Raw genomic sequence first — 14,679 nt, forward strand, 5'->3', positions numbered from 1 at the left:
CCATGCCCGATGACATCCTGAATTCCTTCAAGACTGGCCCTGACGAGAATGGCCGGTTCGGCATCTTCGGCGGCCGCTTCGTCTCCGAGACGCTGATGCCGCTGATCCTCGAACTCGAGGCGCAATACGAGCACGCCAAGACCGATGACAGCTTCTGGGCCGAGATGGACTTCCTGTGGAAGCATTATGTCGGCCGCCCCTCGCCCTTGTACCTGGCCGAACGCCTGACCGAGCGGCTGGGCGGGGCCAGGGTCTATTTCAAGCGCGACGAGCTGAACCATACCGGCGCGCACAAGATCAACAACGTGCTGGGCCAGATCATCCTGGCGCGCCGCATGGGCAAGACACGGATCATCGCCGAGACGGGGGCGGGCCAGCATGGCGTCGCGACCGCCACGGTCTGCGCCAAGTTCGGTCTGAAATGCGTGGTCTACATGGGCGCCACCGATGTCGAGCGGCAAAAGCCCAACGTCTTCCGCATGCGCCTGCTGGGCGCCGAGGTGGTGCCCGTCACCTCGGGCCGGGGCACGCTGAAGGACGCGATGAACGACGCGCTGCGCGACTGGGTGACCAATGTGCGCGACACCTTCTACTGCATCGGTACGGTCGCCGGGCCGCATCCCTATCCGGCCATGGTGCGCGACTTCCAGTCGATCATCGGCACCGAGGCCAAGGCCCAGATGCTCGAGGCCGAGGGCCGTCTGCCCGACACGCTGGTCGCGGCCATCGGCGGCGGCTCGAATGCGATGGGGCTGTTCTACCCCTTCCTCGACGACAAGGAGGTGCGCCTCATCGGGGTCGAGGCCGGCGGCCATGGCGTCGACGAGAAGATGGAGCATTGCGCCTCTCTGACCGGCGGGCGTCCGGGCGTGCTGCATGGCAACCGCACCTATCTTCTGCAGGACGGGGACGGGCAGATCCTCGAGGGCCATTCGATCTCGGCCGGGCTCGACTATCCCGGCATCGGGCCGGAACATGCCTGGCTGCATGATACGGGCCGGGCCGACTATGTCTCGATCACCGACCGCGAGGCGCTGGCCGCGTTCCAGCTCTGCTGCGAGACCGAGGGCATCATCCCCGCGCTCGAGCCTAGTCATGCGCTGGCCCATGTGGTGAAGATCGCGCCCGATCTTCCGGCCGATCACCTGATCTGCATGAACATGTGCGGCCGGGGCGACAAGGACATCTTTGCCGTGGCCCGGCATCTCGGCTTCGATATGGGCGAGGGCTGAGCCTCAGTCCTCGTCGGAATGGAGCCGCAGGACCTCCAGCGGCACCACCTCCAGCGCATCGAGATGCGTGGCCTGAAGCCTGACCCTGGGCGCGCAGCCTTCGTCATGGGCCTGCAGGAACCGCTCGGCACAGAGGCACCAGCTGTCGCCCGGTTTCAGCCCGACGAAACCGAACTCGGGGCGCGGGGTCGTCAGGTCGTTGCCGACATATTTGGAATAGGCCAGGAATTCGGCCGTCATCACCGCGCAGACCGTATGGCGCCCGGTATCTTCGGGGCAGGTGTCGCAGTGACCGTTGCGGAAAAAGCCGGTCATGGGCGCCGTAGAACAGGGGGCAAGCGGCCCGCCGAATACGTTCACCGAAGGCGTCGTTGCGTCGGTCATGGTCCCTCTCTTCTGCCGATGCGTCCTAGCGGAACCGGTCGGCGAGCCTTTGCAGCGGCGTGCGGCTGTCCTCCGCTGCCGCCTCGGCCTTGTCCGGGCGCGGCGCGGCAGGGGTTTTCTGGGCTGCCTGTGCGGCCCCGGGGGGCATCGTCCCGTTCCGGGACGGAGCCACCCGGCGCGCCACCGCGTTCAGAAACCGAGCGCCCTCGCCCTGTGCCAGATCGGCGGCGCCCTCCGAGAGGCCGCGCAGCAGATCGTCCAGCCAGTCGCGGTCGGCCTTGGCAAAATCCGACAGCACATAGCCCGACACCCGGTCCTTGTGGCCCGGATGGCCGATGCCCAGCCGCACCCTCTCGTAATCCGGCCCCAGATGCTGGTGGATCGAGCGCAGCCCGTTATGGCCCGCATGCCCGCCGCCCGATTTCAGCCGACACTTGCCCGGGGCGAGGTCCAGCTCGTCATGAAAGACCGTCACATCGGCGGGGGTGAGCTTGTAGAACTGCACCGCCGCCTGAACCGCGTCGCCCGAAAGGTTCATGTAGGTTTCTGGCTTCAGCAGGATCACCTTCTCCGGGCCCAGCCGCCCCTCGGCGGTCTGCCCCTTGAACTTGGCCCGCCAGGGCGGGAAGTGGTGGTCTTCGGCAATCCGCTCGACCGCCATGAAGCCGATATTGTGCCGGTTGCCCGCATATTGCGCGCCCGGATTCCCGAGGCCCACGAAGAGACGCATTCGTGATCTCCTGCCGCTTGCTCTTTGCCCCTTGATGCCCTGAGCTGCGGCAAAAGGCCAGAACCGGCCTGATCCGGACCAGAGGAGGCGACCCATGTATCTGACGATGAACCGTTTCAAGGTGAAACCTGGCGCCGAGGAGGCGTTCGAGGCGGTCTGGAAGACCCGCGACAGCCATCTGACATCGGTGCCGGGGTTCGTCGGTTTTCATCTTCTGAAGGGGCCCGCAACCGAGACCAGCCGGCTTTATGCCTCGCATACCTTCTGGGAGAGCGAGGCGGCCTTCACCGCCTGGACCCGCTCCGAGGCGTTCCGCGCCGCGCATAAGGGGGCGAAGGGGCCCTCCGACATGTATCTGGAGCCGCCCGAGCTGGAGGTTTTCGAATCGGTCCAGTCGCTGGACTGAGCCGCCGTAGCGGCCCGGAACAATGCCGGAACGGGAGGACCCGTCCAGGTGCTCTTTCGTGAATAGCCCATGGCCAGCAATGGCTTGACCCTGCGTTGCCGCGGGCCGGGCCCGACCGTGCGTTGCGTTGTCCGGGGGATGGAAACCCTTTGGAAAGGCCCGGCTGCCACCCTCTCCGGCATGTCTCCGAAGCGGGACAGATCCAAACGGCGAGGCATGGCCCCATGCGTATTCCGCTCCTGTCTTCATTTCCGACGCCACTCGGGCTGGCGGTCCTGCTGATTTTGGGGCTCGCTCTTGCGAACGGTCCGGCCCGGGCCGGCTCGGCGGCGCCTGCGGTCGATCCGCGACTGGCCGAGGCGGTGGCAGGCGAATGGGAGGACGCGCCCGCCGATCTGTCCGACGAGGTTGCGACGGCGCGGCTGAAGGTCGGCATTCTCTGCACGTCCTGGGCACGCGATCTGATCGCGCAGCACTGGCGCAGGCTCGATCGCCTGGTGGGGCCGGGCACCTGGTCGTCCGACCGGCAGACGCTCTGGCTGCAACTCGGCTGGGTCGAGGCCTTCGAACGGCGCTATCTGCGTCCGCGGATCGATGCCGACAGCCAGGAGGCCCTGGCGGCGGCCTGGTGGCCCGACGGGGTCTCGACGCCCGCTGGCAGCGCCGGAGCGACCGAGATGCGCCGGCTCTGCATGCGGCTGCCGGGGGTCTTCGGGTCGATCGACCCCGATCTGCTGGGGCGTGAGGATGCGAGGATGCGCTGAGCGCGCATGAAAACGGGGCCCGCCGGGCCCCGTTCGGATCTGTCGAAAGGCAGAGCGATTATTCTTCGCCCGCTTCCGTTTCGTCTTCTTCGTTGTCCGCCGAGCGCAGGCCGGACGGCGCCGAGATGTTGGCGATCACGAAGTCGCGGCTGGTGATGGTCGGCGTGGTGCCTTCGGGCAGCGCGATGTCCGAGATGTGGACGATGTCGCCGATGTTCAGCGTCGAGACGTCGACCGTCAGTTTTTCCGGGATGTCGCCGGCGGTGACCACCAGTTCGACCTCGGGACGGACGACCGTCAGGACGCCGCCGCGCTTGAGGCCCGGGGATTTCTCTTCGCCAACGAACTCGACCGGGATGAAGAGGTTGATCCGCGAGGTGCGGCGCAGCCGCATCAGGTCGACATGGGTCGGCAGGTCCTTGACCACGTCGCGCTGCACGCTGCGGCAGATCACCCGCACGTCTTCCTGGCCGTCGACCTTCAGGTTGAACAGCGTCGAGAGGAAACGGCCCGCCTTCAGGCGCTTCAGCAGCTCGTTGTACTTGAGGTTGATCGGAAGCGGCTCGGCGCCGCCGCCATAGACGATACCGGGGACGAGGTTCTCACGGCGTGCTTGACGAGCGGCCCCCTTGCCTGTCCCCGTCCGTACCGTGGCGTTAAGATCAGGGATCTCACCAGCCATTGGTCTGTTCTCCTAAGGTTATGGGCATCCTCCAAGGGTGTATGCCCGATGAAGCCGTGCCCATAGCCGAGCGGCGGCCGGTTGGGAAGGGCAAAAATGAGCCGCTCAGGCCCAGTTCAGGCCCAGTTCAGACCCACTCGCCCTCGAAATCCTTCGGGACCAGCAGGATGTCGCGGTCGAGACCGTCGATGCTCTTGCGACCGCAAAGCGCCATGGTGGTGTCGAGCTCCTTGTGGATCACCTCGAGCGCCCGGGTCACGCCTGTCTCGCCCATCGCCCCGAGGCCATAGATGAAGGCGCGCCCGATATAGGTGCCCTTGGCCCCCAGCGCGACGGCCTTCAGCACGTCCTGCCCCGAGCGGATGCCGCCATCGACATGCACCTCGATCTGGTCGCCGACCGCGCGCAGGATCGAGGGCAGGGCGCGGATCGAGCTCAGCGCGCCGTCGAGCTGGCGCCCGCCATGGTTCGACACGATGATCGCATCGGCCCCGACATCGAGCGCTCGGCGCGCATCCTCGGCATCGAGAATGCCCTTCAGGATCAGCTTGCCGCCCCAGTCCTCCTTCAGCTTCTTCACCTGCGACCAGTCTAGCCGCGGATCGAAATTGCCGGCGGTCCATTCGACCAGCGACGAGGCGTCGGTCACGCCCTTGGCGTGCCCGATGATGTTGCCGAAGAAGCGGCGTTTCGTCTGCAGCATCTCGAGCCCCCAGCCCCATTTGGTGGCCAGGTTGGCCATGGTCGGGATCGTCATCTTGGGCGGGGCGGACAGGCCGTTCTTGAGGTCCTTGTGGCGCTGGCCGAGGATCTGCAGATCGAGCGTCAGCACCAGGGCCGAGCAGTTGGCATCCTTCGCGCGCTGGAACAGGCTCGCGAGATAGTCCTGGTCGCGCATCACGTAAAGCTGGAACCAGAACGGCTGTCGGGTATGGGCCGCGACATCCTCGATGGAACAGATCGACATGGTCGAGAGCGTGAAGGGCACGCCGAATTTCTCGGCGGCCCGGGCGGCCTTGATCTCGCCATCGGCCGCCTGCATGCCGGTCATGCCGACCGGCGCCAGCGCCACCGGCATCGCCACGTCCTGTCCGATCATCTGCGTCGCGGTCGAGCGGCCCTCCATGTCGACCGCGACCCGCTGCCGGAGCCGGATCTTGCCGAAATCCGAGCAATTGTCGTGGAAGGTCTGTTCGGTCCAGCTGCCCGTCTCGCAATAGTCGTAGAACATCTTGGGCACGCGGCGCCGGTAGATCCGGTGCAGGTCTTCGATCGAGGTGATGACGGGCATGGTTTTCTCTCGCTTTGGTAAGACGGCATTACCAATCGCCGGAGCGCGTCGCAACGGCCATTGCCGGGGCCACGGCGGCGGCGCCCGCCATCCGCCGCCGGTCAGGCCGGGGCGCGGCGGGCGTCGATCAGGCGGTTGACCAGATGGGTGAAGACCGCCGCGCCGAGGATCGGGATCACCAGGTTCACCAGCGGCAGGCTCAGCGGCACTGCCATCAGCAGACCGGCGAGGAAGATCGTGGCGCCATGGCGGCGGCGCAGATCGCGCGCCCCCTGACGCCCGAGCCGGCGCATCGCCGCCATCTGGAAATATTCCCGCCCGAGCAGGAAGCCGTTCACCGCCCAGAACAGGAAGGGCGCGAACGGTCCGACGAAGAAATACAGGACCAGCGCCACCAGGTTGACCCCAAGCAGAACGCCGAGAAAGCCCAGGCTGTCGCGGATCTGGTCAAGAATCGGGATCGGGGTCGCGGGCGGCAGGTCGGGATAATGGCGCATCTCGACCGCCTCGGCGACGTCGTCGAGGAAGATGCCGGTAAAGGCCGAGGCCACCGGCACCATCAGAAAGACCGACATCACGATCATCAGCAGGAAGGACGCGCCCGACAGGATGTTGTCGACCCAGGTGATCTCGCCGATCCAGGGCAGGGTCAGGCTGTCGGGCACGAGCCAGCCGATCAGGAAGAAGATCACGGCATAGATCGCGGCCAGCAGCAGGACCGACAGCCCGATGCCAAGCAGCAGCACCCGGCGGAAGGCCCGGTCGCCGATCTGGCCCAGCGTCTTGAGAAAGGCGGTGAGGATCATTCCGACACCCATTCGGTGATCGCGGCGATATCGGGGCGCGGCCGGTCGGGCGGCGCCACGGTCTGGGTGCCGAGATGGATGATGCCCGCGATGGTCTCGGCCGCGCCGAGCCCCAGCGCCTCGGGCAGCACGGTGCGCTCATGCGCAGGCCAGCCGGTCAGCCAGTTGGCGCCCCAGCCCGCGGCTTCGGCGGCGTTCAGAAGCCCGAGGCAGACCGCGCCCGCCGACAGCAGCTGTTCGATTTCGGGCACCTTGGGCGAGGCTTTCGGCGAGGCCACCACCACGACGGCAAGCGGGCTCTGGGCATAGGCCGAGGCCGCCTTCTCGATCGCCTCGGGCGGCAGGCCGAGCGCCTGTCCGAGCCCCTGACCGCGCGCGCGGACAAGCGTAGCCAGTCGCCTCAGAGCGGGCGTTTCCAGAACGATGAAGCGCCAGGGCTCCAGCTTGCCGTGATCGGGGCTGCGGGCGGCGGCGGTCAGGATCCGGGTCAGCATCTCGCGATCCGGTGCCGGTCCGGCCAGCGTCTTGGCGGGCCGCGAGCGGCGGGTCAGCAGGAAATCGAGCACCTCGGGGCGGGGGTCGGGCATGGGCCAGCTCCTTCTTTGGCGGTCTTTATGTCGGCGGTGCGGGCAGGTGGGTCAAGTGGGGAGCAAGTCCGGCTTGACGGGCGCGGGAGGTCGCGGCAGCAAGGCGGCATGACCGATCTCAGCCATCTTGCGGTGCCCGGCACCGAAATCGCGGTGCGGGTGACGCCCAAGGCCTCGCGCGCCCGCATCGTCGCCGAGGAGGGCCAGATCCGGGTCTATGTCACCGTGGTGCCCGAGGACGGCAAGGCCAATGCGGCGGTGACGAAGCTCTTGTCGAAGGCGGTGGGCGTGCCGAAATCGCGGCTCGAGCTGGTGCGCGGACAGACCGCGCGCGACAAGCTGTTCCGCGTTCTCTAGCCTGGTTCTCCAGCCTGCCCCGGGCCGTGAGCGGGCTCTGGCGAGACCCGGCGTTGCCGGGAACCCGGCACTCAAGATGTAGTGCGCAAATTGGCCCCTACCCAAATCCTAGAGGCTCCCCTATAGTGCCTGTGGATAAGTTTACGTTGTGCCCGAGAGAGAGCTCATGCGCTGCCCGTTCTGCGGAAACATCGACACCCAGGTGAAGGATTCCCGGCCCGCCGAGGATCATGTCGCGATCCGGCGCCGCCGTTTCTGCCCGGCCTGTAGCGGGCGCTTCACCACCTATGAGCGCGTGCAGCTGCGCGATCTCGTGGTCATCAAGTCCAGCGGCCGCCGCGAGGATTTCGACCGAGACAAGCTGGAACGCTCGATCCGCATCGCGCTGCAGAAACGCCCGGTCGACCCGGATCGTGTCGATCAGATGGTGTCGGGCATCGTCCGGCGGCTTGAAAGCATGGGCGAGACCGACATCGTCTCGAAGGTGATCGGCGAGATCGTGATGGAGGCGCTGGCCCGGATCGACACCGTGGCCTATGTGCGCTTCGCCAGCGTCTACAAGAATTTCCAGGAAGCGGGCGATTTCGACAAGTTCGTGAGCGAACTGAGGCCATCGGCCGCACCGGACGCGTGAGCGCCGGGGCCGATGCCCGGTTCATGGCGCTTGCGCTCGCGCTTGGCGCGCGCGGCAAGGGGCGGACATGGCCGAACCCGGCGGTCGGTTGCGTGCTGGTGCGCGAGGGACGGATCGTCGGACGCGGCTGGACCGCGCCGGGCGGACGGCCCCATGCCGAGCCGCAGGCGCTGGCCCAGGCCGGCGCCCGGGCCCGGGGTGCCACTGCCTATGTCACGCTCGAGCCCTGTTCCCATCACGGCAAGACCCCGCCCTGCGCCGAGGCGCTGATCGCGGCGGGCGTCGGGCGGGTCGTGACCGCGCTCGAGGATCCTGATCCGCGGGTCGCGGGGCGCGGCCATGCGCTGTTGCGCGCGGCGGGCATCGCGGTCGAGACCGGGGTTCTGGCCGAGGCCGCGACGCGAGATCACCGCGGCTTCCTGCTCAGCCGCAATGCCGGGCGGCCGATGGTCACGCTCAAGCTTGCCACCTCCTTCGATGGCCGGATCGCCACCGCCTCGGGCGAAAGCCGCTGGATCACCGGGCCCGAGGCGCGCCGCCATGTCCATGCGCTGCGCGCGTCCCATGATGCGGTGATGGTGGGCGGTGGTACGGCGCGGGCCGACGACCCGGTGCTGACCGTGCGCGGGCTCGGCATCGCGCATCGCCCGGTCCGGGTGATCTGCGCCTCGGGGCTCGATCTGCCCGAAACCGGCGCGCTGGCCGCCAGCGTCGCCGAGGCCCCGCTCTGGCTGTGTCACGGGGCGGGGGCCGATCCGGCGCGCCGCTCTGCCTGGCAGGGGCGGGGCGCCCGGCTGATCGAGGTCGCGACCGGTGCCGGAGGGCGGCTCGATCCGGCCGCGCTGCTGGCCGCACTTGGTGCGGCAGGGCTGACCCGGGTGTTCTGCGAGGGCGGTGGCAGTCTCGCCGCGGCGCTGCTCGGGGCGGGGCTCGTCGACGAGCTGATCGGGTTTACCGCCGGGCTTGCGCTGGGCGCCGAGGGGCGGGCGGCGATCGGTCCGCTGGAGCTTGCGCATCTGGCCGAGGCACCGCGTTTTGCGTTGGCCGGGACCCGCCCGCTCGGTCCCGATCTTCTTCATGTCTGGACCCGGGACTGAGCGCGGCCCGTTGCGGCCGTGAACCGCCCCGGAAGACGCGCAGGCCCCGTGTTGGGCACCGTGTCGGCCCCGTCAGCGGCCTCAGTTGACCGAGGCCGAGACGTTGCGGGCGGCGCCTGCGGTTCCGGTGATGACGCTCAGCAGCTTGACCCAGCGGACATAGGGCGCTTCGGTGACATAGACGGTGTCGCCGTCGCGGATCGCGAAATCGCGGGCGAGAAACAGCCCCGTGGGTTCGGTCAGGTTCAGCACATAGGCGATGCGCTGTTCCCCGGTCAGGTCGTCGCGGCCCAGCACCTGGCGCGCGATCTCCTCGGGTTCGTTGCGCAGAACGAAGATCCCTGTCGGGTCGGCCAGGGCCGAACTGAGGCCGCCGACCTGTGCCAGCGCCTCGACCGCCGACATGCTCTGGGTGATGAAACGCACGTTGCTCTGCCGCCCCGTCGCCCCCAGGGCGGTAAAGTCGCGGGTGTCCTCCTCGACGAGGATGCGGTCGCCATTGCGCAGCGCGATGTCGAGTTTCGGATCGGCATAGAGGTCCTCGAACCAGATCTGGCCGCGGGACTTGCCCCGGATCACGGTGATCTGGGCGATCTCGGGCGGGATCACGAGGCCGCCGGCGGTGGCCAGCATGCCCGAGAGCGTCCGGCTCGGCCGTTCGATCGGGAAGACGCCCTGCTTGCCGACGCCGCCCGACACCGAGACCGTGGCGCCATCGCCTGCCAGACGCGTCACCATCACCTGCGGGTCCGGGGTCTGGACATCGAGCTTTTCGGTGATCTTCTTGCGCAGCCCCTCGGGCGTGCTGCCCGCGGCCAGGATGCGTCCGGCATAGGGGATGAAGATATGGCCGGTGCTGTCGACCTGCAGCTGGGTCAGCGTCGCGGCATTGCTTTCACTTGGCGCCAGCAGCCCGTCATCGACATTCTCGAACACGGTCAGGCCCAGCGTGTCGCCCGCGCGGATCGTGTCCGATCCGATCGGGGCGGCATTCAGGAAGGCGGGAGGAAATCCGCTGGCGGGCACCACGGCGGTCGCCCGGGTCACGCGGTCATTGACCGCGACGACGAAGGCATCGCCGTCGCGCAGGCTCGATCCGTCGAAGATTTCGGGCTTGCTCGGCCCCGGGCGGGGCAGGCCGCAGGCGGCGGTGGCGGCGAGCAATCCGAAGAGAACGAGGATCCGTGCCCCGCGGGCGAGTAGCGTCGTCACGTAGCTGTCCCTTGTCCCTGCATGCGGCGATTCACTCGCGCTTTCCGGCGCAGGCTAGACAAAGCCGCCAGGAAAGACCAGACGGGCGAGCCTCTTGCGCGGCGGATCGCCTGCAAGGTGTTGTCGCAGTGCCGCGGCCGTGGCCTGCCGCCGTTGCGCGCCCTTCTTCGCCGACGAGGGGGCAGGCTGGCGGGCGCGGGCCGGGTTCGGCGCTTATCGGGGCCCCGGGACATCCGGCAAGCCGGGGCCGGCATCGCCCGGGCGGGCCGCTGTCGCTTCGGAGGCCGGGTGCCGGATCCGGGGCCTGCCGTCCGGGCGTGTCCGGGGCGGAAGGCTGGCTACTCGTGCATGGGGCCGGGCGCTGCCGCGCCGCCTCCACGCCGCGTGCCGCTTGCTCCGCGTGGCCGCAGGCGATAGGTCGGAACCGAACCCGTGCTGCAAGGAGCCCGACCATGTTCACCGGCATCATCACCGATATCGGAACCGTTCGCGCGCTGACCATGAAGGGCGATCTGACCGCCCGTATCGACTGCGCCTATGCCGCCGACAGCATCGATATCGGAGCCTCGATCGCCTGCAATGGCGTCTGCCTGACCGTGACCGATCGCGGCCCTGCAGGGGAGGGCGCCTGGTTTGCGGTCTCGATCTCGGCCGAGACCGTTTCGAAGACCAATATCGGCGGTTGGGCCGAGGGGACGCGGATCAATCTCGAACGCGCGCTCAGGGTGGGCGATGAGCTTGGCGGCCATATCGTCTCGGGCCATGTCGACGGGGTGGCCGAGCTGGTGGCCATGGCCGGGGAGGGCGACAGCACCCGGATGAGCTTCGAGGCGCCCGAGGCGCTGGCGCGGTTCATCGCGCCCAAGGGGTCTGTCGCGCTGAACGGGATCTCGCTGACGGTGAACGAGGTCGAGGGCCTTCGCTTCGGGATAAACGTCATCCCGCATACCAGCGAGGCCACCACGCTGGGGCTGGCGCAGGTCGGTGACCGGATCAATCTCGAGATCGATACCATGGCGCGCTATGTCGCGCGGCTCAGGGAATGTGACGCGGCCTGAACCCGGCGCGGCTGTCGGCTGGCCCTCGGGCCCGGGCCGGGCATCGCCGGGCGCGGGGGGGCTGAACAGAGGCGCTCGCGAACCGTGGCGTGCCGCCGGATCCGTTTCTCATCGACAGATGCGCGGCCCGGGACGGTGTTCGAGACGGTGTTCGAACTGGCCCCGAGGCGGTCGCCGCATGGGCCTCCACCGGCGCGCCCCGGGAAGGGACCGGGCGGCAACCGACGGCGCCGCGTTCCACTGGCCCGGTCGTCTGGCCCGGCCTTCTGTCGCGGCTTTCTGGCCCGGTTCGGCGGTGGGGCGGGGCCCCTGCCGGTCATCTCCGGGGCATTCGGGACGTTCGGGGTGTCCGGGACGCGCTGCGTTTTCGGGCGAACCGGCACTGCGGGTTCTTTCCAATCTGTCCCGACCGCGCTAATAGGCGGGCTTCGGAACAGGTGGACGACATGCACGATATCGGCGAGCCAAATTACCAGGACGCGATCTCCTCGATCGAGGAGATCATTGAGGATGCGCGTAACGGGCGCATGTTCATCCTTGTCGACCACGAGGATCGCGAGAACGAGGGCGATCTGGTGATCCCGGCCCAGATGGCCACGCCGGAGGCGATCAATTTCATGGCCACCCATGGCCGGGGCCTGATCTGCCTGACGCTGACAGGCGAGCGGGTCGATGCGCTGGGCCTGCCGCTGATGGCCTCGCAGAACTCCTCGCGCCACGAGACCGCCTTCACCACCTCGATCGAGGCGCGCGAGGGCGTGACCACCGGCATCTCCGCCCATGACCGGGCCCGGACCGTGGCTGTCGCCATCGACGCGGGCAAGGGCGCAGCCGATATCGCGACGCCGGGCCATGTCTTTCCGCTGCGCGCCCGCGATGGCGGCGTGCTGGTCCGCGCGGGCCATACCGAGGCCGCCGTAGATGTGTCGCGCCTGGCCGGTTTGAATCCCGCGGGCGTGATCTGCGAGATCATGAACGAGGACGGCACCATGGCGCGACTGCCCGATCTGGTGGCCTTCGCCCAGCGTCACAACCTGAAGATCGGCACCATCTCGGACCTGATCGCCTATCGCCGCCGCCACGACAATCTTGTGAACGAGCGCGAGGTGCGCCATGTCACCTCGGCCTATGGCGGCGACTGGGAGATGCGGGTCTTCACCGACGAGACCCAGGGCGCCGAACATGTGGTGCTGGTCAAGGGCGACATCACCACCGAGGCGCCGGTGCTGGTGCGGATGCATGCGCTCGATCCGCTGCAGGACGTGCTGGGGCTCGGGCCGCATCCGGCGGGCGAGCTTGCCACCGCGATGGAGATGATCGCCGCCGAGGGCCGAGGCGTCGTCGTGCTGCTGCGCGACACCACGATGAAGCTCGTGCTCGATGGCGCGGCGTCGCCGCAGACCCTGCGCCAATACGGGCTGGGCGCCCAGATCCTGGCCGCGCTCGGCCTGCACCGGCTGGTGCTTCTGACCAATTCGCCGCTGCCCCGGGTGGTGGGGCTCGAGGCTTACGGGCTCTCGATCGAGGGGACCCGCAGCATCGCCAGGGAGGGCTGAGCCATGGCCGAACAGGATCCGCATCACGCGCTGGCGCTGCCCGCCTTCGACCGGCCGACGAAACTGCTGGTCGTGGTCGCGCCGTTCTACCGCGACATTGCCGACATGCTGATCGCCGGGGCGGTCGCGACGCTCGAGGCCGCGGGGGCCGCGCATGAGCTGGTCGAGATGCCCGGCGCGCTCGAGATCCCCAGCGCCATCGCGCTGGCGCACCGGCTGTCGAATTATGACGGCTATGTCGCGCTGGGCTGCGTGATCCGGGGCGAGACCACCCATTACGAGACCGTCTGCAATGACAGCTCGCGCGGGCTGACGCTGCTGGGGCTGCAGGGCGCGCTGATCGGCAATGGCATCCTGACGGTCGAGAACCGCGAACAGGCGCTGCGCCGGGCCGATCCGGCGGATATGGACAAGGGCGGCGGCGCGGCCGCTGCGGCGCTGCATCTGATCGCGCTGGCCCGGCGCTGGAGCGGCGAGACCAAGGGCGTCGGCTTCCGTCCCTCGGGCGGGATCCAGATCGCCGAGGGGAGCGACCGCGCATGACCGGGGCCCGCAAACCCAACCGCAACCAGATGCGGTCCGCTGCCCGGCTTTACGCGGTGCAGGCGCTGTTCCAGATGGAGCAGTCCAGCCAGAATGTCGACACCGTGCGGCGCGAATTCGAGACCTGGCGCTTCGGCGTCGGCTATGAAGAGGGCGAAGAGCTTGCCGAGGGCGATGTCGATCTCTTTCGCGCGACGCTGGAGGGCGCAGTGAACTGGCAGGCGAAGATCGACCAGATGACCGACCGCGCGCTGGTGGCGAAATGGCCGATCGCCCGGATCGACCCGACGCTCCGGGCGCTGTTCCGGGCTGCCGGGGCCGAGCTTGTCGCGGCGAAGGCGCCGCCGAAGGTGGTGATCACCGAATATGTCGATGTCGCCAAGGCCTTCTTTCCCGAGGGGCGCGAGCCCAAATTCGTGAACGCCGTGCTCGACCACATGGCCCGCGAGGCGCGGCCCGAGGCGTTCTGAGCCCGGGTCCGGCCCGGCCCTTTCTCCCCGGGACCCTTTCTCCGGGGCCCTTTGCCTGAGGCGGGCCCCGTTGCGTCGTTTCCGGCTTCAGCCTTGTGTTCTGTCTATCTTTCGATTGTTCAGGCGCGCCCTCGGAAGAGGCGCGGGGACGTTTCGTCCGGGACAGGGTTTCGGTAACGCTCTCTTAACCCTTCCGGCCTCATGATGACGTTACGGAAGCCAGCGGCTGGACGCTGCGCCGGGGCGGGATGACCGACGACGCTTCAAGTTTCCTCTTGGAATCCTTCCGGGAATGGCTACCTATTTGGAGCAAGGAACGGAGACAGCGATGCCAAAGCTCGTGACCCTATACATCCGTCAGGCCGCCACAGGGTTCGCCTTGTCGGGGGTGTTCGTCGGCCTTCTCATGTATTTCGACGTCGCCAATCTGTGGCACCTCGTGACCAGTGTCTCGGGGGGCTGGCTCGCGGCTCTGCTGCTTTTCCTGTTCAATGGCGTGGTCTTCGCCGGCGTGCAGTTCGGCATCGCGGTGATGGCGATGGCCCGGGACGACGGTCCCGACAGCGGCCGTCGCCGGTCCGGGCCGGTGCACGGCCTCGCCGATGTTCTGGTGCCGATCCCGGTGCCGGTCAAGGATGAACGCCGGATGCGGCGCTGACGCGCCGCTCCTTTCGTTTCTGATGCATTTTCCCTGGCGGTCCTTCGGGCCGCCATTTTTCATGCCATGTCGCCGGCCCCTGCCTGCCCGGAGGCAGGCCGTCAACGACCCTGGCCTGCCCTGGGGGCAGGCCATCTATGGGCCGGGCGGAAGGGGAACGGGCGGGACCACCGCAAACGTGGAGGCATTTTAATTCCCGAGGACCTGTTACT

Annotated in this window: 18 protein-coding genes; 11 read left to right on the forward strand and 7 right to left on the reverse strand. The window is 68.1% G+C overall.

Annotation, left to right across the window (positions count from 1 at the left end; genetic code table 11):
* The first annotated feature begins 2 nt into the window (after positions 1-2).
* Positions 3-1,232, forward strand: coding sequence for a tryptophan synthase subunit beta (gene trpB, locus ACK8CO_RS15270; protein WP_080617060.1), 1,230 nt, complete (start codon positions 3-5; stop codon positions 1,230-1,232).
* 3 nt (positions 1,233-1,235) lie between these two features.
* Here trpB and ACK8CO_RS15275 read toward each other — a convergent pair whose 3' ends face one another.
* The gene (locus ACK8CO_RS15275) at positions 1,236-1,616 is read right to left on the reverse strand and encodes a DUF2237 family protein (RefSeq protein WP_414897176.1); all 381 of its coding nucleotides are present in this window, start codon (positions 1,614-1,616) and stop codon (positions 1,236-1,238) included.
* 25 nt (positions 1,617-1,641) lie between these two features.
* Positions 1,642-2,346: an aminoacyl-tRNA hydrolase gene (gene pth / locus ACK8CO_RS15280; protein WP_414897177.1), complete on the reverse strand. Its 705-nt coding sequence runs from the start codon at positions 2,344-2,346 to the stop codon at positions 1,642-1,644.
* A 94-nt stretch (positions 2,347-2,440) separates the two neighbouring features.
* On the opposite strand from pth, the gene ACK8CO_RS15285 reads away from it, so the two are divergent.
* Entirely contained in the window at positions 2,441-2,752 is a 312-nt protein-coding gene (locus ACK8CO_RS15285) for an antibiotic biosynthesis monooxygenase family protein (RefSeq protein WP_414897178.1), read from the forward strand.
* 224 nt (positions 2,753-2,976) lie between these two features.
* Positions 2,977-3,516: a hypothetical protein gene (locus ACK8CO_RS15290; protein WP_414897179.1), complete on the forward strand. Its 540-nt coding sequence runs from the start codon at positions 2,977-2,979 to the stop codon at positions 3,514-3,516.
* 58 nt (positions 3,517-3,574) lie between these two features.
* On the opposite strand, the gene ACK8CO_RS15295 is transcribed toward ACK8CO_RS15290, so the two are convergent.
* From ACK8CO_RS15295 to ACK8CO_RS15310, 4 genes are all read right to left on the reverse strand, one after another.
* The gene (locus ACK8CO_RS15295) at positions 3,575-4,198 is read right to left on the reverse strand and encodes a 50S ribosomal protein L25/general stress protein Ctc (protein WP_414897180.1); all 624 of its coding nucleotides are present in this window, start codon (positions 4,196-4,198) and stop codon (positions 3,575-3,577) included.
* Between the two features lie 127 nt (positions 4,199-4,325).
* Entirely contained in the window at positions 4,326-5,489 is a 1,164-nt protein-coding gene (locus ACK8CO_RS15300) for an L-lactate dehydrogenase (RefSeq protein ID WP_414897181.1), read from the reverse strand.
* A 101-nt stretch (positions 5,490-5,590) separates the two neighbouring features.
* Positions 5,591-6,295 (reverse strand): EI24 domain-containing protein, encoded by a 705-nt coding sequence (locus ACK8CO_RS15305; RefSeq protein WP_414897182.1) that lies wholly within the window; start codon positions 6,293-6,295, stop codon positions 5,591-5,593.
* Complete coding sequence (locus ACK8CO_RS15310; RefSeq protein ID WP_414897183.1) at positions 6,292-6,882, reverse strand: nitroreductase; 591 nt, start codon at positions 6,880-6,882, stop codon at positions 6,292-6,294. Before ACK8CO_RS15310 ends, ACK8CO_RS15305 begins: the two co-directional genes overlap by 4 nt.
* 108 nt (positions 6,883-6,990) lie before the next feature.
* Between ACK8CO_RS15310 and ACK8CO_RS15315 the strand changes: the two genes are divergently transcribed.
* The 3 genes from ACK8CO_RS15315 (at position 6,991) to ribD (ending at position 8,970) form a co-directional block, all read left to right on the forward strand.
* Positions 6,991-7,239 (forward strand): DUF167 domain-containing protein, encoded by a 249-nt coding sequence (locus tag ACK8CO_RS15315; protein WP_080617051.1) that lies wholly within the window; start codon positions 6,991-6,993, stop codon positions 7,237-7,239.
* Between the two features lie 166 nt (positions 7,240-7,405).
* Positions 7,406-7,873 (forward strand): transcriptional regulator NrdR, encoded by a 468-nt coding sequence (gene nrdR / locus ACK8CO_RS15320; RefSeq protein ID WP_080617050.1) that lies wholly within the window; start codon positions 7,406-7,408, stop codon positions 7,871-7,873.
* A gap of 23 nt (positions 7,874-7,896) precedes the next feature.
* Positions 7,897-8,970, forward strand: coding sequence for a bifunctional diaminohydroxyphosphoribosylaminopyrimidine deaminase/5-amino-6-(5-phosphoribosylamino)uracil reductase RibD (gene ribD, locus ACK8CO_RS15325; protein WP_414899032.1), 1,074 nt, complete (start codon positions 7,897-7,899; stop codon positions 8,968-8,970).
* An 81-nt stretch (positions 8,971-9,051) separates the two neighbouring features.
* Here the strand turns inward: ribD and ACK8CO_RS15330 are convergent, their stop codons facing one another.
* Positions 9,052-10,182: a polysaccharide biosynthesis/export family protein gene (locus ACK8CO_RS15330; protein WP_231119117.1), complete on the reverse strand. Its 1,131-nt coding sequence runs from the start codon at positions 10,180-10,182 to the stop codon at positions 9,052-9,054.
* Between the two features lie 452 nt (positions 10,183-10,634).
* On the opposite strand from ACK8CO_RS15330, the gene ACK8CO_RS15335 reads away from it, so the two are divergent.
* The 5 genes from ACK8CO_RS15335 to ACK8CO_RS15355 all read left to right on the forward strand — a co-directional run bounded on the left by ACK8CO_RS15335 (position 10,635) and on the right by ACK8CO_RS15355 (position 14,467).
* Positions 10,635-11,240: a riboflavin synthase gene (locus ACK8CO_RS15335; RefSeq protein WP_414897184.1), complete on the forward strand. Its 606-nt coding sequence runs from the start codon at positions 10,635-10,637 to the stop codon at positions 11,238-11,240.
* A 446-nt stretch (positions 11,241-11,686) separates the two neighbouring features.
* Entirely contained in the window at positions 11,687-12,796 is a 1,110-nt protein-coding gene (gene ribB / locus ACK8CO_RS15340; protein WP_080617047.1) for a 3,4-dihydroxy-2-butanone-4-phosphate synthase, read from the forward strand.
* Between the two features lie 3 nt (positions 12,797-12,799).
* The gene (locus tag ACK8CO_RS15345) at positions 12,800-13,339 is read left to right on the forward strand and encodes a 6,7-dimethyl-8-ribityllumazine synthase (protein ID WP_080617046.1); all 540 of its coding nucleotides are present in this window, start codon (positions 12,800-12,802) and stop codon (positions 13,337-13,339) included.
* Entirely contained in the window at positions 13,336-13,809 is a 474-nt protein-coding gene (gene nusB, locus ACK8CO_RS15350; protein ID WP_080617045.1) for a transcription antitermination factor NusB, read from the forward strand. The genes ACK8CO_RS15345 and nusB overlap by 4 nt, the downstream gene beginning before the upstream one ends.
* 328 nt (positions 13,810-14,137) lie before the next feature.
* On the forward strand, positions 14,138-14,467 hold the full coding sequence (locus ACK8CO_RS15355) for a hypothetical protein (protein WP_080617044.1): 330 nt from the start codon (positions 14,138-14,140) through the stop codon (positions 14,465-14,467).
* Positions 14,468-14,679 lie beyond the last annotated feature (212 nt).

The sequence above is a fragment of the Rhodovulum sp. HP10 genome (genome assembly GCF_047553435.1).
Classification (GTDB): Bacteria; Pseudomonadota; Alphaproteobacteria; order Rhodobacterales; family Rhodobacteraceae; genus Rhodovulum.

Excerpts from the sequence above, each read along its gene's own strand:
- trpB (WP_080617060.1), top strand. The coding sequence starts at position 3 with ATGCCCGATGACATCCTGAATTCCTTCAAGACTGGCCCTGACGAGAAT.
- ACK8CO_RS15275 (WP_414897176.1), bottom strand. The coding sequence starts at position 1,616 with ATGACCGACGCAACGACGCCTTCGGTGAACGTATTCGGCGGGCCGCTT.
- pth (WP_414897177.1), bottom strand. The coding sequence starts at position 2,346 with ATGCGTCTCTTCGTGGGCCTCGGGAATCCGGGCGCGCAATATGCGGGC.
- ACK8CO_RS15285 (WP_414897178.1), top strand. The coding sequence starts at position 2,441 with ATGTATCTGACGATGAACCGTTTCAAGGTGAAACCTGGCGCCGAGGAG.
- ACK8CO_RS15290 (WP_414897179.1), top strand. The coding sequence starts at position 2,977 with ATGCGTATTCCGCTCCTGTCTTCATTTCCGACGCCACTCGGGCTGGCG.
- ACK8CO_RS15295 (WP_414897180.1), bottom strand. The coding sequence starts at position 4,198 with ATGGCTGGTGAGATCCCTGATCTTAACGCCACGGTACGGACGGGGACA.
- ACK8CO_RS15300 (WP_414897181.1), bottom strand. The coding sequence starts at position 5,489 with ATGCCCGTCATCACCTCGATCGAAGACCTGCACCGGATCTACCGGCGC.
- ACK8CO_RS15305 (WP_414897182.1), bottom strand. The coding sequence starts at position 6,295 with ATGATCCTCACCGCCTTTCTCAAGACGCTGGGCCAGATCGGCGACCGG.
- ACK8CO_RS15310 (WP_414897183.1), bottom strand. The coding sequence starts at position 6,882 with ATGCCCGACCCCCGCCCCGAGGTGCTCGATTTCCTGCTGACCCGCCGC.
- ACK8CO_RS15315 (WP_080617051.1), top strand. The coding sequence starts at position 6,991 with ATGACCGATCTCAGCCATCTTGCGGTGCCCGGCACCGAAATCGCGGTG.
- nrdR (WP_080617050.1), top strand. The coding sequence starts at position 7,406 with ATGCGCTGCCCGTTCTGCGGAAACATCGACACCCAGGTGAAGGATTCC.
- ribD (WP_414899032.1), top strand. The coding sequence starts at position 7,897 with ATGGCGCTTGCGCTCGCGCTTGGCGCGCGCGGCAAGGGGCGGACATGG.
- ACK8CO_RS15335 (WP_414897184.1), top strand. The coding sequence starts at position 10,635 with ATGTTCACCGGCATCATCACCGATATCGGAACCGTTCGCGCGCTGACC.
- ribB (WP_080617047.1), top strand. The coding sequence starts at position 11,687 with ATGCACGATATCGGCGAGCCAAATTACCAGGACGCGATCTCCTCGATC.
- ACK8CO_RS15345 (WP_080617046.1), top strand. The coding sequence starts at position 12,800 with ATGGCCGAACAGGATCCGCATCACGCGCTGGCGCTGCCCGCCTTCGAC.
- nusB (WP_080617045.1), top strand. The coding sequence starts at position 13,336 with ATGACCGGGGCCCGCAAACCCAACCGCAACCAGATGCGGTCCGCTGCC.
- ACK8CO_RS15355 (WP_080617044.1), top strand. The coding sequence starts at position 14,138 with ATGCCAAAGCTCGTGACCCTATACATCCGTCAGGCCGCCACAGGGTTC.